We start from the raw sequence: 23,238 nt of genomic DNA, 5'->3' as shown, positions 1-23,238 counted from the left end.
TGTCGATGACAGCCAAATTTACTTGTACTAATAATTGCAGTGTAACGCTATTTTACGCTGCGGTGAAGATCTTCGCCGCTTTGCTTATAACGATAATTGCTAATTAGCTGATACGTTTATGCAAATCTTGAACAGAAGTCACAGTGCCGCGATCATCAGCATTATGAGCCTGGCAAGTCGCAAAGGCACCGTTAAGCGTAGTCGTGTAATTAACTTTTTGCGCTAACGCAGCTCTACGCAATTGACGTGAATCTTCAATAGATTGACGACCTTCAGTAGTGTTAATCACGTAGCTATATTCACCGTTTTTCAAACGGTCAAGAATATGCGGGCGACCTTCATGAACCTTGTTCACCAAGCGAGGGTTAATGCCAGCTTCACCTAAAGCAACTGCGGTACCGTGAGTAGCGTCTAATTCGTAGCCAAGCTCAAGCAGTTTAGCAGCCAGCTCTGCAACTCGTTTCTTGTCTGAGTTACGAACCGAAAGCAATACTCGACCACCTTTAGGGCCATCGTTACCAATACCTAATTCAGCTTTCGCGTAGGCTTCAGCAAACGTAGCACCTACTCCCATCACTTCGCCAGTAGAGCGCATTTCTGGGCCCAAGATTGGATCTACACCATGGAATTTGTTAAACGGTAATACCACTTCTTTAACTGAGTAGAACGGCGGGATAATCTCTTTAGTTATTCCCTGCTCGGCTAAAGAAATGCCGGCCATTACACGTGCCGCTACTTTGGCAATTGGTACACCCGTTGCCTTAGATACAAACGGCACAGTACGTGCTGCACGTGGATTTACTTCAATTAAGTAAATCTCGTCATCTTTAACCGCAAACTGGGTGTTCATTAAACCAATTACACCTAATTCTAATGCTAGCGCACGAACTTGCTCACGCATACGGTCTTGAATTTGTGGGCTTAGCGTATAAGCAGGTAATGAACAGGCCGAATCACCAGAGTGAACGCCCGCTTGTTCGATGTGCTCCATAATGCCGCCGATAACCACATCTTTGCCATCACAGATAGCATCGATGTCAATTTCAACCGCATCATTTAGGAAGCTATCTAAAAGAACTGGTGAGTCGTTAGACACACTTACAGCCTCTTTAAAGTAGCGACGTAAATCTTGCTCATCGTAAACAATTTCCATTGCTCGGCCACCTAGTACATAAGATGGACGAACAACTAATGGATAACCGATACGCTCTGCTGAGATAACAGCTTCTTCAGTAGTTGAAACCGTATCGTTTTCTGGTTGCTTAAGCTTCAAGCGATCAACTGCAACTTGGAAACGTTCGCGGTCTTCAGCGCGGTCAATCGCATCTGGAGACGTACCAATAATAGGCACGCCAGCCGCTTCCAATTCACGCGCCAATTTTAGTGGCGTTTGGCCACCATATTGAACAATAACACCGGTTGGCTGCTCTACACGTACAATCTCTAGTACATCTTCAAGCGTTACCGGTTCAAAGTACAAACGGTCTGAGGTGTCGTAGTCTGTTGAAACGGTCTCTGGGTTACAGTTAACCATAATGGTTTCGTAACCGTCTTCACGCATCGCTAGCGCGGCATGTACACAACAGTAGTCAAACTCGATACCTTGACCAATACGGTTAGGTCCGCCGCCCAACACCATGATTTTCTTCTTATCAGATGGTTGAGCTTCACACTCTTCATCGTAAGTTGAATACATGTAAGCAGTGTCGGTAGCAAATTCAGCAGCACAGGTGTCCACTCGTTTGTATACTGGCAACACTTCTAAACGATGGCGTAACTTACGGATCTCTTTATCCGATACACCAGTTAATTTAGCTAAACGAGCATCGGCAAAACCTTTACGCTTTAGCTTACGCAGTGTTGCTTCATCTAAACTGGCTACGCCTTCTTTAGCTACTTGGTTTTCTAGCAATACAATGTCTTCGATTTGAACCAAGAACCAACGGTCGATGTTAGTAAGAGAGAATACATCTTCAACAGACATGCCAGCACGGAAAGCATCAGCGATATACCAAATACGGTCTGCACCAACATTTTGTAATTCGTGGCGAATAGTTTCCATTGCATCAGATGCATTTAAATCAACAATTGGGTCAAAACCATCAACGCCAACTTCTAAGCCACGCAAGGCTTTTTGTAGCGATTCTTGTTGGTTACGACCAATCGCCATAACTTCACCCACCGACTTCATTTGAGTGGTTAGGCGATCGTTAGCACCAGCAAATTTCTCGAAGTTAAAGCGAGGAATTTTTGTTACAACATAGTCGATTGAAGGCTCAAACGAAGCAGGTGTTTGGCCGCCAGTAATGTCGTTTTGCAATTCATCAAGCGTAAAACCTACTGCCAATTTAGCTGCAATTTTAGCAATTGGGAAACCAGTCGCTTTAGACGCTAGCGCAGATGAACGAGATACTCGAGGGTTCATCTCGATAATAACCATACGGCCAGTATTTGGACAAATACCAAACTGTACGTTAGAACCACCAGTTTCAACACCAATCTCACGCAGAACTGCAAGCGACGCATTACGCATCAATTGATATTCTTTATCTGACAACGTTTGTGCTGGTGCTACGGTAATTGAGTCACCAGTGTGCACACCCATTGGGTCGAAGTTTTCAATGGCACAAACGATAATACAGTTATCGTTTTTATCACGAACCACTTCCATCTCGTACTCTTTCCAACCGATTAAGCTTTCATCAATCAACAGCTCACTAGTTGGCGAAAGATCTAGGCCACGGGCACAAATCTCATCAAACTCTTCTTTGTTATATGCAATACCGCCACCGGTGCCGCCCATAGTGAAAGAAGGTCGGATAATACATGGGAAACCAACTTCTTCTAATACGCCGTAGGCTTCTTCCATTGAGTGAGCAATACCCGCATTTGGACACGCTAAGCCAATGCTTTTCATCGCTTGGTCGAAACGATTACGATCTTCTGCTTTATCAATCGCGTCAGCAGTCGCACCAATCATTTCAACATTGTATTTCTCTAGCACGCCTTTGCTTTCAAGCTCTAGCGCACAGTTCAAGGCGGTTTGGCCACCCATGGTCGGCAATACTGCGTCTGGGCGTTCTTTTTCAATAATTCGCTCTACCACTTCCCAGTGAATTGGCTCGATGTAAGTTGCATCAGCCATCTCTGGGTCAGTCATAATAGTAGCGGGGTTAGAGTTAACCAAGATGACTCGGTAACCTTCTTCACGCAAGGCTTTACAAGCCTGAGCGCCAGAATAGTCAAATTCACAAGCCTGGCCGATAACAATTGGGCCTGCGCCCAATATTAGAATACTTTTTATATCACTACGTTTTGGCATAAGTTCTGCTGCTCTCTACCTACGCTTGGCCGTTAAGGCGCTGCTCAATTAATTCAATGAAGTGGTCAAACAATGGCGCTGCATCATGCGGACCAGGGCTGGCTTCTGGGTGACCTTGGAAGCTAAACGCTGGCTTATCTGTGCGATGAATGCCTTGCAAGCTTTGATCGAACAATGAGAAGTGAGTCATTGTTAGATTTTCTGGCAAGGTTTTTTCATCTACTGCAAAACCATGGTTTTGCGCAGTAATCATTACGCGGTCATGTTTGATATCTTTAACCGGATGGTTACCGCCGTGATGGCCAAATTTCATTTTCACTGTTTTAGCACCACTGGCTAAAGCGAGAATTTGGTGACCTAAACAAATACCAAATACTGGGATATCTGTTTCAAGGAAGGTTTTGGTAGCTGCGATTGCATAATCACATGGCTCTGGGTCACCAGGGCCATTAGATAAGAAGATGCCATCAGGGTTTAAGGCAAGTACCTCTTCAGCTGATGTTTTAGCCGGAACTACAGTTAGTTTACAACCACGGTCCACTAACATACGCAAAATATTGCGTTTAACACCAAAATCATAAGCAACTACGTGAAATTTACTATCTTCACTATCGGCGGGAAGCCCAGCTTTAAGATCCCAAGACCCCTGTGCCCAAGTGTAAGTATCAGCCGTGGTAACTTCTTTGGCGAGATCCATCCCTTTTAGGCCGGGGAAGGCTTTTGCTTCAGCTAAAGCTTGTGCTTCATCTAAATCTTCACCCGCTACAATACAACCCGCTTGCGCACCTTTTTCACGAAGAATACGCGTTAGCTTACGGGTGTCTATGTCCGCAATACCAACTACGTTTCTTGCTTCCAAATATTCACTTAAGCTTTGTTGGCTTCGAAAGTTACTCGCCACTAAAGGCAAATCACGAATAACTAGACCACAAGCGTGGATAGCGTTCGATTCTTCATCTTCTGGGGTAGTTCCGTAGTTTCCGATATGGGGGTAAGTGAGGGTGACAATTTGGCGAGCATATGAGGGGTCAGTTAAAATTTCTTGGTATCCGGTCATCGAAGTATTAAAAACAACTTCTCCAACGGCAGAACCATTGGCTCCGATTGCGGTTCCACGGAACACGGTACCGTCTTCTAATACCAGCAGCGCTGATTTGCTCAAGGCAACCTCCTAACAAAGAACTGTCGACACGACAAAGTTGAACTAAAGGGTAAACTTTAGCCCAATACGATAAAATTTTGGCAAATTCCGCGGATTATAGAAGAGATATTGAGAAAGGTCTATCAATTTTTATACAAACTTATAAAAACAAAGCACTAACAAAAAAAAATGGATATACACCTTAAAAAAGCATATTTACCTAGCAGGATAGAGTTTCTTGGCATAGCCGCAAGATGAAGAATCTAATCGGCAAATTATCATAAAAAAACCAGCTCCGAAGAGCTGGTTTTTATCACATATAACTTACTCGTTTATGGCTTATTCACCACTACATTCCTGAATAATGAAGTCACCAGCAACACCAGACTCAACAGAAGTATCAATCATCATCTTAAATGACCAAGTTCCATCTTCTAATGTCACAGTGTTGTTGCTTTGACCACCATCACCTTTAGTAAGAGCGTAGTTAAGCTCCGCTTGCAATGCAGCTGGAATACCTTCGCCATCGGCTACAAAGTATTGGCTAGTCCAACTTCCGTCACCAGAAGCAATCTTGAACTGAGCTGAACCGCTGTGAGCAACAACAGCTTGGTACACTTCTTTGTCACCGTCCATGCCTTTGTATAGCATTTGGTAAGCAGAGTCAGCTTCCCAGCCAGTTAAGTCACCACGTACATAGTGCGGCTCAGAAATTGTACCACCTTCCTGTACAGGTAAATCAGTACAAGCTGCAGCAGGCTCTTCATAAGTCACGGTTACGATAGGGTTGTTAACATCACTCGCATTGAAGTTAATATGGTAAATACCAGCCTCAGTGAAGTTAGCAGCAATATTGCCGTTAGCATCGCCAGTACAAATAGTTAGTGCTTGATCAACGGTAAGTTCGTCATCACCGCTACAAACAGAGTACTTGTTGTCCCAAGTGTCGCCATTGGTGAATACCAAACCATGTTCAGCAAATGGAGTCTCTCCGCCGTCGTAGTTCACACTGATTTTGTAGTTACCGTTAGCATCAAAGCTAAGCGCATTGTCAAGATCCCAATGGCCGGTATAGCCGCGCAAGTAAACAACATTGTCACCAAATGGTGGGATTGCACTTAAGTCTTTGTTAGAAGTATCAACTGGAAGACCCGTGCCTCGATCACCATCTCTTGGCTGCACAAATACTGCTGTAGTACGAGCAGGAACAGTAAAGGTTGCATCAGCAAAGCTTGCGCCCATTACAACAGAGTCAGCGGAGTTTTGTTGTACTTCATGCAACTCAAAGCCAGCTGTTCCAGCAATCGGGAACTCTTGCTCTTCATCAGTGGCATTTAGTACAACCACAATAGCGTCATTGTTTTCGTCTAAATCTTCTCCGGCACCCGTGCCGTTGTCGATAGACATTACAATTAAGCCCTGTACTTGATCTTCACCAACGTTGCGGAAGTCAACACGTGCTTGTACTTCTTCAGCGGTAGTTAAGCGGAACAAGTCACTGCTAGAGCGGATGGTTAACAACTCTAAGAACTGCTCTTTAGCAAGTTTAATATCAGCTTGGGTAGGTTCAGCCGTTTCGTCAGCAATAATGGTCTTGATTAAATCCCAGTTACCGCCATCTTTATCTTCACGTGGTAGACCAACGTTCCAGTTATTGTCTGAGCCGTCAAATCTTACACGGTTGAACCAATCGCCAGAGTCGTAGCTATCACGTTGCATAGATTTAGAACGAAGCAGTTCTGAACCCATGTGAATGAATGGAATACCTTGACCTAGCATAACGGTAGACAAACTCACTACTTGCATGCGTGAACGGTCTGCAGCACTTGTACCAGTTGTAGCTTTATAGGCATTGTTGTCCCATAAAGTTTGGTTATCGTGCTTAGACACATAAGAGATATTCTCTGATGGGTTTAAGGTGTAACCAGCTGGAGCACCATTGTAGTTAACGTCCTGACCACGTTTGGTATTACCTTTTGAATCAAGCAAAATGAATTTTTGCAAGTTACCAGCCATACCAACACGAATTAAGTCTTGGTTATGAAGAGCATCTACTCGGTAAGCTTCTGCATCAGTATTTAGCTCATTTAGGGTATCTGCGTTACCAAAACCTTGGGTTTCGCGAATACCATTACCACTATCAAATGGGCTACCACCGCGAACAGCATCACGTAAACGGTCTGAGAAGGTACCAATTTCTGTACCAGCCATGTTCCACTGAGTGGCTTGCTCAAAACGCGCGTTGTTGGCTACTTCACCAAAGTCCCAACCTTCACCGTAGAACAAGGTATCTTCATCAATTTCACGAACAGCGGCCAATGACTCTACCATTAGATCTTTTGGTTGGTGACCCATTAAGTCAAAACGGAAACCATCAACTTTGTATTCCTTCGCCCAAGTAACCAATGAATCAGTCATTAGTTTACCCATCATAAGGTTTTCTGTTGCGGTATTATCACAACAAGTTGAGGTTTCTACGCCACCGGTATTTGCATCACGACGGTGGTAATATCCAGGGACAATCTTGTCTAGAACCGACTTATCATTCACACCTGAAGCATTGGTATGGTTGTATACAACATCCATAACAATCTTAAGACCCATGTCATGTGTAGCTTTAACCATTTCACGGAATTCTAAGATACGCGTAGTACCTTCAGCGTCAGTGGCATAGCTGCCTTCTGGCACAGTGTAATGGAATGGGTCGTAACCCCAGTTAAAGCTATCTAAACCGCGCAGATCATTCATAAGTGATTGAGCATCACCTGTAGTCGGGTCGAAGCTTTCTAATTTAGCTTCAATAGTACCTGAAGCATCTGCACAGTAATCATCAGTTTTCTGAATTTTGTCACATAGGTCAGATAGCGGTGCGTCAATATCAATAGCACCTTCTTCATCTACTGTTGCTATATCAAAAGCAGGAAGAATGTGTAATGTGGTTAAACCAGCATCTTTTAACTCTTGCAGATGAGTAACCGACTCACGCTCTGGCTCTGTTAACGCAAGGTATTTACCACTGTTTGCTGCAGTACCTTGAGTATCACTAACACTGAAATCACGTAGATGTGATTCGTATAAAACGTGGTCTACATCTTCAGCCATTTCAGGGCGTGCGTAACTATCCCAATCAGCAGGCTTAAGCTCATCGGCATCTAAGTCAACAACTAAAGAGTAAAGAGAGTTAGTTGAAAGCGCTAGAGAGTATGGGTCAGTAACCATACGGGTTTCAACAGTTTCTGTGGTTGGGTGGTAAACAGTCACTTCGTAGCGGTAGTATTTACCCACTGCACCAGTTTGCTCAGAAGACCAAACGCCGTTTGCCGCTTCTTCCATATCAAATGAGCCGGCAGAAGTTAAACCTTCTTCGCCATCATTGTACAAGTACAATTTAACGCTTTGCGCTGTAGGAGCCCAAACTTTAAAGCTTACGTCATCACCGCTAACAATAGCACCTAGCTCTTCTGCTAGTGCACCACCTTCACCTTCTACGAATACTTTATCAATTACACCAGGTTTTTGAACTTGAGTGGCTGCAGTTGCAACGCCTTCAGCGTCCATGGCAACTACAACAATTTGGCTTTTAAGAATTGCTTTTAAAGTTGCATCATCAACTTCAATTTCTGCTGCACTCAAACCAGATAAGTGTGGGAAACGCGCTTTAGCTTCATCAGTTAAGCTGCCAGTAGAAAGTGCAACCGCAGTACCACCGGTAACTTCTTTAGTCTCTGGGTCCATGGCAATGCCATTTTCAGGATCGTAACGAAGTTCTAGCTGAGTAGCATTGCCCGCAGCTTCCCAAGCAATGGTGTTGGCATCAACCCAATGCGCTTTTGCGCCATCAATGGCGACTGGGCGCTCAGCAATTGGTGCGTAAAATAGCTCGCTGCTACCGTGGAAACCAAAAATACCTTTATCATCTTCAAGTTTAGTTAATTCAACTTTTGAGTTTGCACTACCAAAGGCTTTATCGTCACCATTGTGCAAAATGAAGTTCATACATTCATGTGGGTCAGAAGCATCAGGGTCAACGGTTAATACGTAATAAGCGCCGTAAGTTTCACTAATACCAGTTGCAGGATGAGGTGATCCCCAATCAGTACCGCCATCGGCAATACCCATAGCTTCTAGGTCGGTACTAGTACAACCTTCGCCATTCCAGAGGTGTAAGCCCCAGCCTTCATAGGCAGACTCATCTACACGCTCATGAGCTTCATCTCGCTTATAATAAATTACAACTTCATTTTCGCCTGCAGTGTACAGTCCATCAATGACGTTACCACCGCCGCCACCGTTACCATTGTCGTCGTCGCTACCACAAGCAGCCAGCAAAGCTGTCGCTAGAATGGGCATGGTAAGCTTGGCTAGCTTATTAATTTTTATATCCATGTCAGCCTTTCCTTTCCTTTTACTGAACCGATATTCAGTAAATTACTGTTTTTATGTTTGGGTTTTAATTACTCTCGCCTTCCGTTGGACGAGATGCACATAAGGTAGGATTTCGCGACAAAAAGGACTGTGACGGCAACGTTACTTTGAGTAACACAATATTACATTAGTGTGTTTTTTATAGGCTTTGTGAGACTGCTCAAAGAACATAATTCTTGAAAACGATTTCAAAGAAAACCTTGATAACGTTTTCAAGATCTTTTTCAGGATAAAGTACTGCCATTAAATTTAGGGAATAAAAAAACGCCGCTTAGCGACGTTCACTATTGAAGACAAATAAAGCTTATTTCTTAATCATTCAAATCGAGTACATCTCGCATGTTGAATAAACCATTAGGCTTATCTTGTAACCAAGATGCGGCACGTACTGCGCCATTAGCAAAGGTCATTCTGCTCGAGGCTTTATGCGTGATCTCTACGCGTTCACCAATATCAGCAAACATAGCGGTATGCTCACCTACTAAGTCACCGGCGCGAATAGTAGCAAAGCCAATAGTGTCTCGATCACGCTCGCCAGTAATGCCTTCGCGGCCATATACAGCTACTTTTTTAAGATCACGCCCCAGTGTATCGGCAATCGCCTCTCCCATACCCAGGGCCGTTCCTGAAGGAGCATCTACTTTATGGCGATGGTGGCCTTCAATAATCTCGATATCAGTGTAATCGCCCATCACTTTAGCGGCGACTTCCAAAAGCTTAAATACTAGGTTAACGCCAACACTCATGTTAGGCGCAAACATAATAGCTATATCTTCGGCTGCATCTTTTAACTGCTGCTTTTGTTCATCACTAAATCCGGTTGTGCCAATAACCATCTTCTTGTTGTTGGCGCGTGCCCACTCAACATGAGCCAAAGTAACAACAGGTGCAGTAAAATCGATGATTACATCGATATCATCCTTTGCTTGCTCAATGTTATCCACAATGGCGATATCTAATTTGCCTAAACCAGCTAGCTCACCAGCATCAACACCGATTAAGCTTGAACCAGGGCGTTCTGTTGCCGCACCTAAGGTTGTGGCCGAACTTTGATTTACTGCTTCGAGTAAATTCTTACCCATTCTTCCGTTACAACCAACAATTGCCACTCTAACTTGCGACATGTTTATTCTCCTTTGAAACCGGCCACACCCGTCTTAATTTGTGGCTCGACTATAACAAAGCAAGCTATATAAAACGAGGTTTAGCCTAAATATGAACCTCAAGTGCTTAAAAACCTATTTGTTCTATTGAGAAGCATGCGCACTAAAAAGGCCACTATCTTTAAGTAGTGGCCTTTCTTGTTAGGAAAAAACTGAGTAACAGCGGTTTAAACAGTAATAATTACGCGGCTTCACCTGATTTAACCAATTTCGGTTTAGCTTTCTCTGTAGCTTGTGCCGGGTTACGTTGACGCTCATAAAGAAACTTAAGCACTTGCGAGCGATAATGGTTGTACTCTTGGTCATCAGCGAGAGCAACTCGATCACGAGGTCGCTCAAGTTTAACATCAAGCACTTCGCCAATGGTTGCCGCTGGCCCGTTAGTCATCATCACAATTTTATCAGACAACAATACCGCTTCATCTACATCGTGAGTAATCATGATTACCGTGTTGTTTAACTCTTGTTGGATTTCCATTAAAGAATCCTGCAAATGAGCACGAGTTAGTGCATCTAGCGCGCCAAACGGTTCATCCATTAACAGTACTTTTGGTTGCATGGCTAATGCGCGAGCAATACCAACACGCTGCTTCATACCACCCGAAATCTCATCAGGGCGTTTATGCAAGGCGTGGCTCATATGAACAAGCTCTAGGTTGTGCTCAATCCAGTCTTTCATTTCAGCCTTAGATTTTTGCCCCTTAAACACTTCTTTTACTGCTAACTCAACATTTTGGTAAGCAGTAAGCCAAGGCAGCAACGAGTGGTTCTGAAACACTACAGCGCGGTCCGGACCCGGTTGGTAAACCTCTTTACCTTCTAATACCACACCACCTTCTGTTGCGTTATATAGACCCGCAACAATGTTTAACACCGTAGATTTACCACAACCTGAGTGGCCAATTAAGGATACAAACTCACCCTTTGCAATTTTTAAGTCCACCCCATTTAACGCTCGGAAAGGACCATTTTTAGTTGGAAAATCAATGCTAACGTGATCGATTTCTAAATACTGAGACATAATGTTTTCCTTATCCTATCGAGCACTTTCTGGGCTTGAATGAGAAATGATTTTTTGTAGGCTTACCATTAACCAGTCAAGTACATAACCAATTAAACCAATCACTACTACTGCCACCATGATACGGCCCAGTGAGTTAGAGCTACCGTTTTGGAATTCATCCCACACAAATTTACCTAGACCAGGGTTTTGCGCGAGCATTTCTGCTGCAATAAGCACCATCCAGCCGATACCTAGTGAAATACGTAAGCCGGTGAATATCATTGGCAGAGAAGCTGGAATGGCGATTTTGGTCACTTGCTTAGACCAATGTAACTGAATCACTCGTCCAACGTTTAACCAGTCTTTATCAATAGATGCAACGCCAGTCGCGGTGTTAATTAGTGTTGGCCATAGCGAACATAAGGTTACTGTAATGGCCGAAGTCACGAATGACTTAGAAAACATTGGGTCACTGCTTACATAAACCGCACTCACCACCATGGTAACTATTGGTAACCATGCTAACGGCGAAACCGGTTTGAGAATCTGGATAATCGGGCTAACCGCGCCATAGAGTTTTTTATTCAAGCCACAGGCAACCCCAATTGGGATAGCAATTAAACTGGCAAGTATAAAGCCGGTAAACACCGTATATAAACTGGTTAGTATCTGGTCAAAGAAGGTTTCTTTACCGGTGTAAGGTCGTATTTTTACTTTTGCATCAGGATTTTTAGCCAGTTTCTTTGCATTGCGAGCCTCTTGGCGTTCATAGAAGGCCTCTTCTTTCGCGCGCTCCTCTTTATGCTCAACCACTAAGCCTTGATATTGCTCCCAAACTTGAGCTGGGCCAGGCAAGGTACCTAGGCTAGTTTGTACTTTTGCCGCCGATACACTCCACAACAATAAGAACAAAGCAATGGCCAAAATCGGCAGCCCTATTCGTTCAAATATTTCGGTGCATTGCTGCTTTGGGTTTTCACCGCTGGCCAAGCGAACCACTGGTACCATAGGGCTTAATCCTACAGTTTCTAAAGAGTGAATTAACTTGTCTTTCATCTCTACAACTCCTTTTGCAAATCTCGATGCCGGGCCCTTAAGCCCGGCCGCTCTCAATAACGATTCGGCTTAGATCTTGTCGTCTTTTTTCAGGCCAATCGAAAACTTATCAAGATACGCATTGGGTTTTGAACCATCGTAAACAATGTTATCAATGAAGTGTTTTTGTGGCGGTTTAAAGCCACTCTCGGTAGCAAAATCAGGAAACTCGCTAGCATCAATCACACCATCAGCAATTAACTCTTTAGCGGCAATTGCGTAAATGTCTGGGCGATATACTTTCTTAGCGATATCCATGTACCAAGAGTCTGGTTTGTTGTCAGAAATCTGTCCCCAACGACGCATCTGCGTTAGGTACCAAATTGCATCGCTGTAGTAAGGGTAAGTCGCGTTGTAACGGAAGAATACGTTAAAGTCTGGCACTTCGCGCTTATCGCCTTTTTCGTATTCAAAGGTACCCGTCATACTGTTGGCAATTACGTCGTAATCGGCACCAACATATTGGCTTTTAGAAAGAATCTTAACGGCTTCTGGACGGTTTTTGTTGTTCTCTTCATCCAACCACTTGGCTGCACGAATCATCGCTTTCACTACGCGAATGTGAGTATTTGGGTATTCATCAGCCCAACCTTTACTTACACCAAATACTTTCTCTGGGTTGTTTTTCCAAATCTCATAGTCGGTAACAACTGGAACACCAATGCCCTTAAATACGGCTTGTTGGTTCCAAGGTTCACCCACACAGTAACCGTAGATAGTGCCTGCTTCCATGGTTGATGGCATTTGCGGAGGTGGCGTTACAGACAACAGCGCATCAGCATCAATTTTGCCTGAGGTATCGCCTTTGTGCGGCGCGTAGTAACCAGGGTGAATACCGCCAGCAGCTAACCAGTAACGTAACTCGTAGTTATGCGTAGACACCGGGAACACCATGCCCATGTTAAATGGCTTACCTTGGTCGATGTAACTATCAACTACCGGCTTAAGCGCATCGGCTTTAATTGGGTGAACAGGTTTGCCATCTTTATGTGGCACGTGCGGTTTCATCTGTGCCCAAATATCGTTTGATACGGTAATAGCGTTACCGTTTAAGTCCATGCTAAACGCCGTGATAATGTCGGCCTTAGTACCAAAGCCAATGGTTGCCCCTAGAGGTTGGCCAGCCAACATGTGAGCGCCATCTAGCTCACCAGTAATAACGCGGTCCAATAATACTTTCCAGTTAGCTTGTGCTTCTAACTGAACATACAATCCTTCGTCTTCGAAGTAGCCTTTTTCATACGCCACTGCAAGTGGAGCCATGTCGGTAAGTTTAATAAAACCAAACTTAAGATCTTCCTTCTCTGGCTCTCCCACTTCTGCGTGACTAAAGCCAATAAAACTGGCTGATACCACTGCAGCGGCGATGGTCGTCTTAATGATTTTTTGTAAGCTTAATGGTGCTGATTTCTGCATTCCCTGCTCCTAATACCCATTTGGAAGTAACTAATTTGTGATAACACTTAGGGAGTAGCTAAGGATGTGCCAAGATCTAGATCACATTTTTTTAACACCAAAAATCATTAACTTACAAACACTATTACCCCTAAAGGAGTATTCGTGTTTTTTCATAAAATTCACTAACTTAGAACAGGCACGCACAATATTGGCGCATAAAAAAACCGGCTTAAAGCCGGCTTCTTTTAATTGAGTTTTCTATTAACCAAGAATAGCTAGTAACTCAACTTCAAATACTAGGGCAGCAAAAGGTGGAATTGCTGCACCCGCACCTTGAGAGCCATAAGCAAGCTCTTGAGGAATGTATAGCTTCCATTTGTCGCCCACTTTCATGCGTTGTAGCGCTTCAGTCCAACCTTTAATTACACCATTTACTGGGAATTCTGCAGGTTGACCGCGCTGTACAGAGCTGTCGAATACTTCACCAGAAATTAAAGTACCTTCATAGTGAACTTGTACTTTGCTGCTAGCACTTGGTGATTCGCCTTCACCTTCAACTAATACTTCGTATTGAAGACCAGATTCAGTTTTATTGATTTCTGGGCGTTTGCCGTTATCAGCTAAGAAGTTTTCGCCTTCAGCCATAGCTTCTTTATGTTGCTCAGCTTTTTTTGCTTCAATTTCTTTAGTAATTTCTTGGAAAGCCGCACTAATAACTGCTTCATCAAGCTGTGGTTGCGCGCCTTGCATTACGTCACGAATACCGTCAAGCATTGCATTCACTTCTAAGCCGTCGAATGCTGCACGCTCAATTTGCTCACCAATTTGAAGGCCGTAGCCGTAACTTGCTTGCGCTGCTGCGCCTTGATATTTATCGCTCATTTGAACTCTTAATTCTGATCGTTAAAAAGAGCCAAAAGATTACCACAAAGTGACTAGAAAAACCGTTGGTCTGCGGCTAAATGCGCCTTTTTTTGAACAAAGTAACTGCTGGCAAATTCTACTTGGCGTTGCTCACCAGTAAATTTAAAGCCCATATGGCGATAAAAGCCCTCTGCACGCGGGTTATCTTGCATCACCCAGCAGTACACATCCTTCTGCGCAGTGCTCTGACAAGCTTGTTCCAATAGAGCTCTGCCCCAGCCTTGGCCAATGACATCTGGTTGTAAATACAGTGCTGCCAATTCAACCTCTGGCGTTTGCTCTTCAAGCATTAAAAAACCCTGTATGCCAGTCGTGTTTAATACCCAAATTTGGTTTTCTTCACTGCTAAGACGTTGCAACCACAGTTGCTGATGCAGTTCAAATGGTAGGGCTTGGAACATATCGGAAATGAGTTGCTGAGAGTAGACATGCTGCCAGCTTCGTCGCTGAACCCGGCAGATGTCTTCGGCATCACTTAGGCTAGCTAGTTTTATCGACATCGGACTGTTTAGAGGTCTCTTTAGCATCAAAACTTGCGGGTCGAATACACTGCGGTGATTTACCCTGGGCAATGGCTTGCTTTTCTAGTTGAATGGCACGTGGCATCCGCTCTTCTAAATCAGAGATACGCGTTTGATTTGAAGGGTGAGTTGACAAAAACTCAGGTACTGAACCACCACCCGCTTTAGCCATATTTTGCCAAAGAGCAACACTTGCACGAGGATTAAAGCCGGCACTGGCCATTAAGTCTAAGCCCATTAAATCTGCTTCGCTTTCTTGGGTACGACCATAAGGTAATAGCACGCCGTATTGCACTCCTAAACCAAGTGCAGCCATAGCGGCTCCCTTATGTTTTACATCGTCACTTACGCCAATCGCCACTGCCGCTACTGCGGTGCCTATTCCAGCAATTTGATTTTGTGATAAGCGCTCGTTGCTATGCTCCGCTAATACGTGTGCTATCTCATGGCCTATAACCGTTGCCAACTGGTCTGGGGTTTCGGCCACCTTGATTAGACCGGTATATACGCCCACATGTGCACCGGGCAAGGCAAACGCGTTTACTTGGTCAGAATCAAATACTACTACTTCCCAGTCTTCATCACCGTAGTGACCAGGGATTTCTGCAGTAACCGCGTTTGAAACACAAGCAACATAATCATTAGTGGCTTTGTCGGTATAAATCTTTTCTTGTTTTTTGATCTCCTCAAAAGACTGAGCGCCTAAGGCACTCATTTTTGAGTCATCATAAAGTAACACCCGTTTGCGCCCAGTAGGAGAAGCAGAGCAGCTAAGCAAAGCTGCAATTGAGCTAACAATAATGGCGTTTTTTAAGATCTTATTCATTCATGCATTCCATTTCATTACTGCCTATATCGGCAATCACTCCTTTAATACTAGCGGTAAGCCAGCACTAACAAATACAACTTTATCGGCTTTTGCTGCTAAGGCTTGGTTTAGTCGCCCAAGTTCATCTGCAAACCTACGCCCCATGGCATTGTCTGATACCAAACCCAAACCCACTTCGTTACTCACGATAACTACATCACTATCCAGTTCATCCAAGCTTGCCAGTAGTGCGGCAGACTGCTGTTGAATATCGAGTAACTGCTGGTCTACAGATTTATTGGTGCATAGCCACCACCCTAACCAAGTAGACATGCATTCTACCAATATTGGCTGCTTTTTAGCGGCGTATCTGAGCACTACTAGGCTTAACACTTCTTTAGAATAATCCAATTCATGGGTCTCAAAAGAAGCTTTACGCAATGACCGATGATGAGCAATCCGTTGGCTCATTTCTTCATCACTCGCCTTCGCAGTAGCAATATATACGGGCTTAAGCTCACTGTTGCTTTTAAACTGCTGTTCAGCCCAAGCGCTTTTACCGCTTCTAATGCCACCTAAAACAAGACTTATCATCATGCTACCTAATGATTTTTAACAAAGAATAACATAGTCAAAGGGCTGCTTGGAACGTTGGTAATGAGACAATATGAGTGAGCGATAAGCATAAAAAAAGCGGCTAATAGCCGCTTTTCTTTAAGTTTTTTAATTAACTGGTTAAGTCATCAAAGAACTTTTTAACACCGTCGAAAAAGCCTTCAGCCTTAGGCTTGTGCTTGCTGCTCGCAGAACCACCACAACTTTCTTCAAAATCTTTAAGTAGCTGTTTTTGCGTTTCGTTTAGCTTAACCGGCGTTTCTACAATTACTTTGCAGATTAAATCGCCAATTGGGCCACCACGTACCGATTTAACCCCTTTTCCACGCATTCTGAACATACGACCAGTTTGCGTTTCGTTAGGTACTTTTAGATTAACTCGACCATCTAAGGTTGGTACTTCAATCTCGCCACCTAAAGCAGCTAAGGTAAAGCTAATTGGCACTTCGCAGTAAAGGTTGTTTTCTTCACGTTGGAAGATTGGGTGCTCTTTAACATGTACTTGTACATATAAATCACCGGCTGGAGCACCGCTCTCGCCCGCTTCACCTTCACCCGATAAACGAACGCGGTCACCAGTATCAACGCCAGCTGGGATGCTGACTGATAGTGTTTTTGAGCGTTCGTAACGACCTTCGCCATGACACTTATGGCAAGGATCTGAAATAATTGAGCCTTTACCTTTACAGGTAGGACAGGCTTGCTGAACAGCAAAGAAGCCTTGACGCATCTGTACTTGGCCTTGGCCATGACAGGTACCACAAGTTTTTGGTGTTGAGCCTTTTTTAGCGCCGCTACCATTACACTGCTCACAGTGTACTAAAGTAGGTACGCGGATTTCTTTCTTAACGCCTTTAACCGCTTGCTCTAAGCTCAACTCTAAGTTGTAGCGAAGATCCGAGCCACGTTGAGGCTGACGACGGCCACCGCCGCCACCGCGTCCACCACCAAAAATATCACCAAAGATGTCGCCAAACGCATCGCCAAAGTCGCCATGTCCGCCACCAAAACCACCAGCGCCACGGTTTGGATCAACCCCAGCGTGACCATAGTGATCGTAAGCTTCTTTCTTTTGAGCATCACTCAGTACTTCGTAGGCTTCTTTAACTTCCTTGAATTTCTCTTCAGAAGCTTTATCGCCTTTAGTACGGTCAGGGTGAAACTTCATCGCCAGACGTTTGTAGGCTTTTTTAATTTCTCGCTCGCCGGCATCTTTGCCTAGACCAAGAACTTCGTAATAATCGCGTTTTGACATAATGGGTGTTCTACTTTCTCGCAACTAAACCAGTTGAAAGTAATGGCTTTTGATAGACACACGGGCGTTGTTCACACAACGCCCGTTATTTACTTACTAAAAGTGTTTAGACAAATTATTTTTTGTCGTCTTTCACTTCTTCAAACTCAGCATCAACAACGTCGTCTTGGGCAGGAGCCGCTTGCTCTGCGTCTGCTTCACCGGCATTGGCTTGAGCTTGTTGCTGTGCTACTTCCATTAGTTTTTGAGACGCTTCGATTAAAGCTTGAGTTTTCGCTTCAATTTCTGCTTTATCTTCGCCTTTGCTAGCGGTTTCTAACTCGCTAACTGCAGCTTCGATTTTCTCTTTATCTTCAGCAGGAAGTGCTTCACCAGCTTCTTCAATTTGCTTACGGGTACCGTGTACAAGTGCATCAGCTTGGTTACGAGCCTGAACTAATTCTTCAAACTTCTTATCTTCTTCAGCGTTTGCTTCAGCTTCGTTTACCATCTTGTTGATTTCGTCATCCGACAAACCAGATGATGCTTGAATGGTAATTTTCTGCTCTTTACCGGTATCTTTGTCTTTAGCAGACACGTGTAAAATACCGTCGGCATCCAAATCGAAGGTTACTTCAATTTGTGGTACGCCACGCTGTGCAGGACGAATACCTTCTAGGTTGAATTGACCTAAAGATTTGTTGTCTGCAGCACGCTTACGCTCACCTTGAATTACGTGAACGGTTACCGCACTTTGGTTATCGTCGGCCGTTGAGAATACCTGTGAACCCTTAGTTGGGATGGTGGTGTTCTTTTCTACAACGCGAGTCATTACGCCGCCCATTGTCTCAATACCTAGAGATAGTGGGGTAACGTCTAGTAGTAGTACGTCAGTTTTGTCGCCAGACAATACCGCACCTTGAATAGCAGCACCCATAGCAACTGCTTCATCAGGGTTAACGTCTTTACGTGGTTCTTTACCAAAGAACTCGGTTACAGCGCTTTGTACTAGTGGCATACGAGTTTGACCACCAACAAGAATTACATCGTTGATGTCGCTAACTGAAAGGTCAGCGTCTTGCAGTGCAATACGTAATGGCTCTAGTGAACGTTGAACTAATTCTTCAACCAAAGACTCAAGCTTAGCGCGAGTTACTTTGATGTTTAAGTGCTTAGGACCTGAAGCATCAGCTGTGATGTAAGGTAGATTTACATCAGTTTGTTGCGCTGAAGATAGCTCACACTTAGCTTTTTCTGCCGCTTCTTTTAAGCGCTGCATAGCCAGTGGATCTTGCTTAAGGTCGAAACCTTGGTCTTTCTTAAATTCTTCTACTAAGTAGTTGATTAAGCGGTTATCAAAGTCTTCACCACCTAAGTGAGTATCACCATTGGTTGCTAATACTTCGAAGGTTTTCTCGCCATCAACTTCGTCAATCTCAATGATTGATATATCGAAAGTACCACCACCTAAGTCGTAAACAGCAACTACGTTGTCGCCTTTAGCGTTGTTTACGCCGTAAGCAAATGCTGCAGCAGTAGGCTCGTTGATAATACGTTTAACATCTAGACCAGCAATACGGCCAGCATCTTTAGTTGCTTGACGTTGTGAATCGTTGAAGTAAGCAGGAACAGTAATAACTGCTTCAGTTACCGCTTCACCTAGGTAGTCTTCTGCAGTTTTCTTCATTTTTTTCAAAACTTCTGCAGAGATTTGTGGTGGCGCTTTTTTGTCGCCTTTGGCTTCTACCCAAGCATCACCGTTGTCAGCATTAACAATGTTGAAAGGCATGATTTCGATATCGCGTTGAACTTCGTCATCGGTAAAACGACGGCCGATTAAACGCTTAATAGCGAATACAGTGTTCTTTGGGTTAGTAACCGCTTGGCGCTTAGCAGGTTGGCCTACTAAAGTTTCGCCGTCGTCGGTAAACGCAATAATTGAAGGCGTTGTGCGATCGCCTTCTGCGTTTTCAATTACTTTAGGGGTGTCGCCGTCTAGTACTGCAACACAAGAGTTAGTGGTTCCTAAATCGATACCAATAATTCTACCCATGATGGTGTTCTCCAAATTCTGGTTGTAACTAATATTTCGTTGTTGAGAACTAAGTGGGGGCGGCAAATTGCTTTTCAAGGGAAAAAATAAAAAAAACTCACTAAAAACCTATTCTCGCAAATTATCCAAGACTGCTTAGGTATTGAGCAAGCGATCACACATTTAGCTCATAAAACCAACGAAACAGCCCACTTCAGTGCTAAAAATGGCTATTTTTATAACCTGTGATACTATGCGCGCAACTTTAGGTTATATGCAGAGTTAAATCCTGCATAAAATACAGAGAGAAGGGAAATGAAAAACGATTCAAAACTGAGTCTTACTCATAAAATACTAATAGGTATGATTACCGGTATTGGCTTAGGGGTGTTCTTACAAACCTTTTTTGCTGAGTCTATCTTAGTCAAAGATTACATCGTTGACGGCATCCTCAATATCACTGGCTCGATTTTCGTATCAAGCTTGAAGATGTTAGTGGTTCCATTGGTATTTGTTTCTTTAGTGTGTGGTGTTTCTTCAATGAAAGACACTGCTCGCTTAGGCCGCCTTGGCGGTAAAACAGTACTACTCTATTTGGCCACTACTGCGATAGCCATTTCACTGGCCATGGCAGTTGCACTGCTTATTCGCCCAGGTACTGGCATTGAGTTAACTACCGAAGCAGCCTTTGTAGCGAAAGAAGCGCCAAGCATTAGCCAAGTTATCATTGATATGTTCCCCGATAACCCTATTGCCTCAATGGCTCAAGGCAACATGTTGCAAATCATCGTGTTTGCATTGTTATTTGGTATCGCAATTGCCATTTCTGGTGAGCCAGGCAAGCGCATTGGTAAACACTTTGAAGACTTCAATGTAGTAATCATGAAGTTAGTAACCATTTTAATGAACCTAGCCCCTTACGGCGTATTTGCGTTACTAGCGAAGTTGTTCTTTGAAATTGGTTTTGACGCGATTGCTAGCTTACTCAGTTACTTCATGGTGGTATTGGTTGTATTACTACTGCATGCCTTGTTGGTTTACCCTTCATTGTTAAAGGTACTTACTGGCTTAAACCCGCTTATTTTCATTAAGAAGATGCGTGAAGCTATCGTATTTGCTTTTAGTACTGCCTCTTCAAATGCGACTATTCCAGTCACTATGGAAACAGCTACTCATAAGCTAGGTGTACGTAACTCAACAGCTTCGTTCACTGTACCTTTAGGCGCTACCATCAACATGGACGGCACCTCAATTATGCAGGGTGTAGCCACTATCTTTATTGCAACGGTGTACGGCATTGACCTAACCGCAGGCAATTTCTTAATGGTTATTGTTACTGCAACGCTTGCGTCAGTAGGTACTGCTGGTGTTCCTGGTGTTGGTTTAATTACCTTAGCAATGGTATTGCAACAGGTAGGTTTGCCGGTAGAAGGTATTGCGCTAATTATTGGTGTAGACCGCTTGTTAGATATGGTGCGCACAGCAGTAAACATTACTGGTGATAGCATGGTGACGGTTGCTGTAGCTAAATCGGAAGGCGATTTAAACGTAGAGACTTACAACAATCCTCAAGCAGGTTTATCTGAAGAAGAAGTACATCTTCCTCACGGTGAATCAGATACCAGCTTGGCTTCGGCCGAAAAAGCCTAGGCTTACAAACACACCAACAAAAAACGCGGCCTTGGCCGCGTTTTTTTATCGTTAACAATACAGTCTAACTATTGCCAGATATCGAGATATCCAGATTGTTTAAAATGCCATTCTGAATAGAGTAGATACAACCATGTACCGATAAGTCTTGGCCTTTACTCCAAGCATTTTGCACGATAGAAGTTTGCGATACGTTTTTAACCTGCTCCACCACATTTAACTCACATAAACGGTCGGCACGCTGCTTCTTGTCTTCAATAGCATCAAGCTCAGCTTCATGGTAACGGTAAACATCTTTAAGATGGCGTAGCCAGTTATCAATCAAACCAAACTGTTCGTTTTCCATCGACGCTAACACGCCGCCACAACCATAATGGCCGGTAACGATAATGTGCTTAACTTTAAGTACATCTACTGCATATTGAATAACCGACAAACAATTTAGATCGGTATGCACCACCACATTAGCAATATTGCGGTGAACAAATACTTCGCCAGGGGGTAATCCAGCAATCTGGTTGGCAGGTACTCGGCTGTCACTGCAACCAATCCACAAGAATTCAGGGTTTTGCTGTTCAGACAAATCACAGAAGAAGGTTGGATTCTGTTCTTTTATATTTTTAGCCCAGCTACGATTATTACTTATCAGCTGATTTAAATCACTCATACGACCTCTAGTTAACAACACTTCCCTACTACTAGAGGCATATATTGCCCGATGTGATAGATAACTACCACTATTTAGCGCAGCATTTACTCACCAAATGGCAGTTCATCTTGCACCGAGTTTTGCTGCTGTTGTTCGGCTAACTTCTTACGCTGCATACGAATAAAACGCATCCTGCGCTGCTTGGTTAGCCGTAATATGTTCTGCTGCTGCGCAGGCTCTAAGGTTTGCCAAGCAAAACGTTCATCGCGATTTCGGAAACAGCCCATACACAAACCGCGGCTATTTGTTTGACAAATGCCACGACAAGGATTGGGGATGTCGAAAATCTCTAACTGTTCCATTTGCTGAAATGCTTACCTTTTGAGCAATACGAATAATTTTTATTCATACCTCTACAATGGCATAGCCAAGCAACTTAGGTCAAAGAATTCGCCAAATCGCGATCCAAAAACACGCTGAAATTCAGCCATAAAAAAAGGGCCAAAAGGCCCTTTTTCTCTAAACAAAAATGACTATGCGCTAGTGTCTACCGAGGCAGCTTTAGAAATCATAACCATTGCTGGACGCAATAAGCGGCCATTTAATTCGTAGCCTTTCTGCAGTACTGCAACTACAGTGTTTGGCGCTACACCTTCAACTTCTTGCATGCCCATGGCTTGGTGCTTCTCAGGATCAAAGGTTTCATCCTGCGGTGAAACAACTTCGATACCAAATTTCTTCACGGCATCAATCAAGGTTTTAAGGGTTAACTCAACACCTTCAATCATCGAAGTTAAGGCTTCGTCTTCACGGTTAGCGTGTTGCAAAGCCATTTCCATGTTGTCGATAACCGGTAGCAGTTCATTAGCAAACTTTTCTAAGGCAAACTTACGTGCCTTTTCTACTTCTTGAGCAGAGCGGCGGCGAATGTTGTCTACTTCTGCTCTCGCGCGAATAACACCGTCTTTTTGGTCAGCTACGGTTTGTTCCGCAGTTGCTAAACGCTCAAGTAACTCGGCTACGCTAATTTCTTCACCAGCAGACTCTGCAGCTTCTTCTTCCACTTCACTTTCAAGCTCAGCGTCTATCGCTTCAACCTGTTGCTCTACTTCGTTTTCCGCTACCACTTCTTCGGCTTGTGGTTTGTTTTGCTCACTGCTCATGCAGGGTCTCCGTAATTCTTCACAAATAACTTAAATCTGTTGCATATTATGGGGATCAAACCGCCGCTTTCAAGTGATAGTCACGATAAAACTGG

Annotated in this window: 17 protein-coding genes; 1 reads left to right on the top strand and 16 read right to left on the bottom strand. The window is 43.8% G+C overall.

The annotated features are described in order from the left end of the window. Positions 1–103: 103 nt before the first annotated feature. The 13 genes from carB to dnaK form a co-directional block, all read right to left on the bottom strand. Positions 104–3,322 (bottom strand): carbamoyl-phosphate synthase large subunit, encoded by a 3,219-nt coding sequence (carB, locus tag K5620_RS06020; protein ID WP_016402387.1) that lies wholly within the window; start codon positions 3,320–3,322, stop codon positions 104–106. 19 nt (positions 3,323–3,341) lie between these two features. After that, complete coding sequence (gene carA / locus K5620_RS06015; protein ID WP_016402388.1) at positions 3,342–4,484, bottom strand: glutamine-hydrolyzing carbamoyl-phosphate synthase small subunit; 1,143 nt, start codon at positions 4,482–4,484, stop codon at positions 3,342–3,344. Between the two features lie 318 nt (positions 4,485–4,802). Next, positions 4,803–8,849 carry a pullulanase-type alpha-1,6-glucosidase gene (gene pulA / locus K5620_RS06010; RefSeq protein ID WP_016402389.1) on the bottom strand — a complete coding sequence of 1,349 codons (4,047 nt, stop codon included), beginning with the start codon at positions 8,847–8,849 and terminating at the stop codon, positions 4,803–4,805. 350 nt (positions 8,850–9,199) lie between these two features. Continuing rightward, entirely contained in the window at positions 9,200–10,012 is an 813-nt protein-coding gene (gene dapB / locus K5620_RS06005; RefSeq protein ID WP_016402390.1) for a 4-hydroxy-tetrahydrodipicolinate reductase, read from the bottom strand. A gap of 220 nt (positions 10,013–10,232) precedes the next feature. Further along, positions 10,233–11,072, bottom strand: a complete 840-nt coding sequence (locus K5620_RS06000) for an ABC transporter ATP-binding protein (protein WP_016402391.1) — start codon at positions 11,070–11,072, stop codon at positions 10,233–10,235. A gap of 15 nt (positions 11,073–11,087) precedes the next feature. Further along, the gene (locus K5620_RS05995) at positions 11,088–12,110 is read right to left on the bottom strand and encodes an ABC transporter permease (protein WP_016402392.1); all 1,023 of its coding nucleotides are present in this window, start codon (positions 12,108–12,110) and stop codon (positions 11,088–11,090) included. A 69-nt stretch (positions 12,111–12,179) separates the two neighbouring features. After that, complete coding sequence (locus tag K5620_RS05990) at positions 12,180–13,565, bottom strand: CmpA/NrtA family ABC transporter substrate-binding protein (RefSeq protein WP_016402393.1); 1,386 nt, start codon at positions 13,563–13,565, stop codon at positions 12,180–12,182. 243 nt (positions 13,566–13,808) lie between these two features. Beyond that, complete coding sequence (bamJ, locus tag K5620_RS05985) at positions 13,809–14,429, bottom strand: BamJ family beta-barrel-assembly machinery protein (protein ID WP_016402394.1); 621 nt, start codon at positions 14,427–14,429, stop codon at positions 13,809–13,811. A 53-nt stretch (positions 14,430–14,482) separates the two neighbouring features. Next, positions 14,483–14,971, bottom strand: coding sequence for a GNAT family N-acetyltransferase (locus tag K5620_RS05980; protein ID WP_016402395.1), 489 nt, complete (start codon positions 14,969–14,971; stop codon positions 14,483–14,485). Beyond that, complete coding sequence (locus tag K5620_RS05975) at positions 14,952–15,818, bottom strand: M48 family metallopeptidase (RefSeq protein ID WP_016402396.1); 867 nt, start codon at positions 15,816–15,818, stop codon at positions 14,952–14,954. The genes K5620_RS05980 and K5620_RS05975 overlap by 20 nt, the downstream gene beginning before the upstream one ends. 36 nt (positions 15,819–15,854) lie before the next feature. Beyond that, on the bottom strand, positions 15,855–16,397 hold the full coding sequence (gene cobU / locus K5620_RS05970) for a bifunctional adenosylcobinamide kinase/adenosylcobinamide-phosphate guanylyltransferase (RefSeq protein WP_040307320.1): 543 nt from the start codon (positions 16,395–16,397) through the stop codon (positions 15,855–15,857). 130 nt (positions 16,398–16,527) lie between these two features. Then, a complete protein-coding gene (dnaJ, locus tag K5620_RS05965; protein WP_016402398.1) occupies positions 16,528–17,670 on the bottom strand; it encodes a molecular chaperone DnaJ in 1,143 nt (380 codons plus the stop codon). A gap of 115 nt (positions 17,671–17,785) precedes the next feature. Next, entirely contained in the window at positions 17,786–19,702 is a 1,917-nt protein-coding gene (gene dnaK / locus K5620_RS05960; RefSeq protein ID WP_016402399.1) for a molecular chaperone DnaK, read from the bottom strand. Between the two features lie 294 nt (positions 19,703–19,996). Here dnaK and K5620_RS05955 point away from each other — a divergent pair, with 294 nt between their 5' ends. Further along, positions 19,997–21,331 carry a dicarboxylate/amino acid:cation symporter gene (locus tag K5620_RS05955; protein WP_040307321.1) on the top strand — a complete coding sequence of 445 codons (1,335 nt, stop codon included), beginning with the start codon at positions 19,997–19,999 and terminating at the stop codon, positions 21,329–21,331. A gap of 64 nt (positions 21,332–21,395) precedes the next feature. Here K5620_RS05955 and can read toward each other — a convergent pair whose 3' ends face one another. The 3 genes from can to grpE form a co-directional block, all read right to left on the bottom strand. After that, on the bottom strand, positions 21,396–21,998 hold the full coding sequence (can, locus tag K5620_RS05950; protein ID WP_016402401.1) for a carbonate dehydratase: 603 nt from the start codon (positions 21,996–21,998) through the stop codon (positions 21,396–21,398). 86 nt (positions 21,999–22,084) lie between these two features. Then, positions 22,085–22,342 (bottom strand): DUF1289 domain-containing protein, encoded by a 258-nt coding sequence (locus tag K5620_RS05945; protein ID WP_016402402.1) that lies wholly within the window; start codon positions 22,340–22,342, stop codon positions 22,085–22,087. 171 nt (positions 22,343–22,513) lie between these two features. Continuing rightward, complete coding sequence (gene grpE, locus K5620_RS05940; RefSeq protein WP_016402403.1) at positions 22,514–23,143, bottom strand: nucleotide exchange factor GrpE; 630 nt, start codon at positions 23,141–23,143, stop codon at positions 22,514–22,516. Between the last annotated feature and the right edge of the window lie 95 nt (positions 23,144–23,238).

Origin of the sequence: Agarivorans albus (assembly GCF_019670105.1) — a bacterium.
Lineage (GTDB): Bacteria > Pseudomonadota > Gammaproteobacteria > Enterobacterales > Celerinatantimonadaceae > Agarivorans > Agarivorans albus.
Note: the sequence above shows the minus strand (reverse complement) of the source record. Positions and strands in the feature narration are given on the sequence as shown.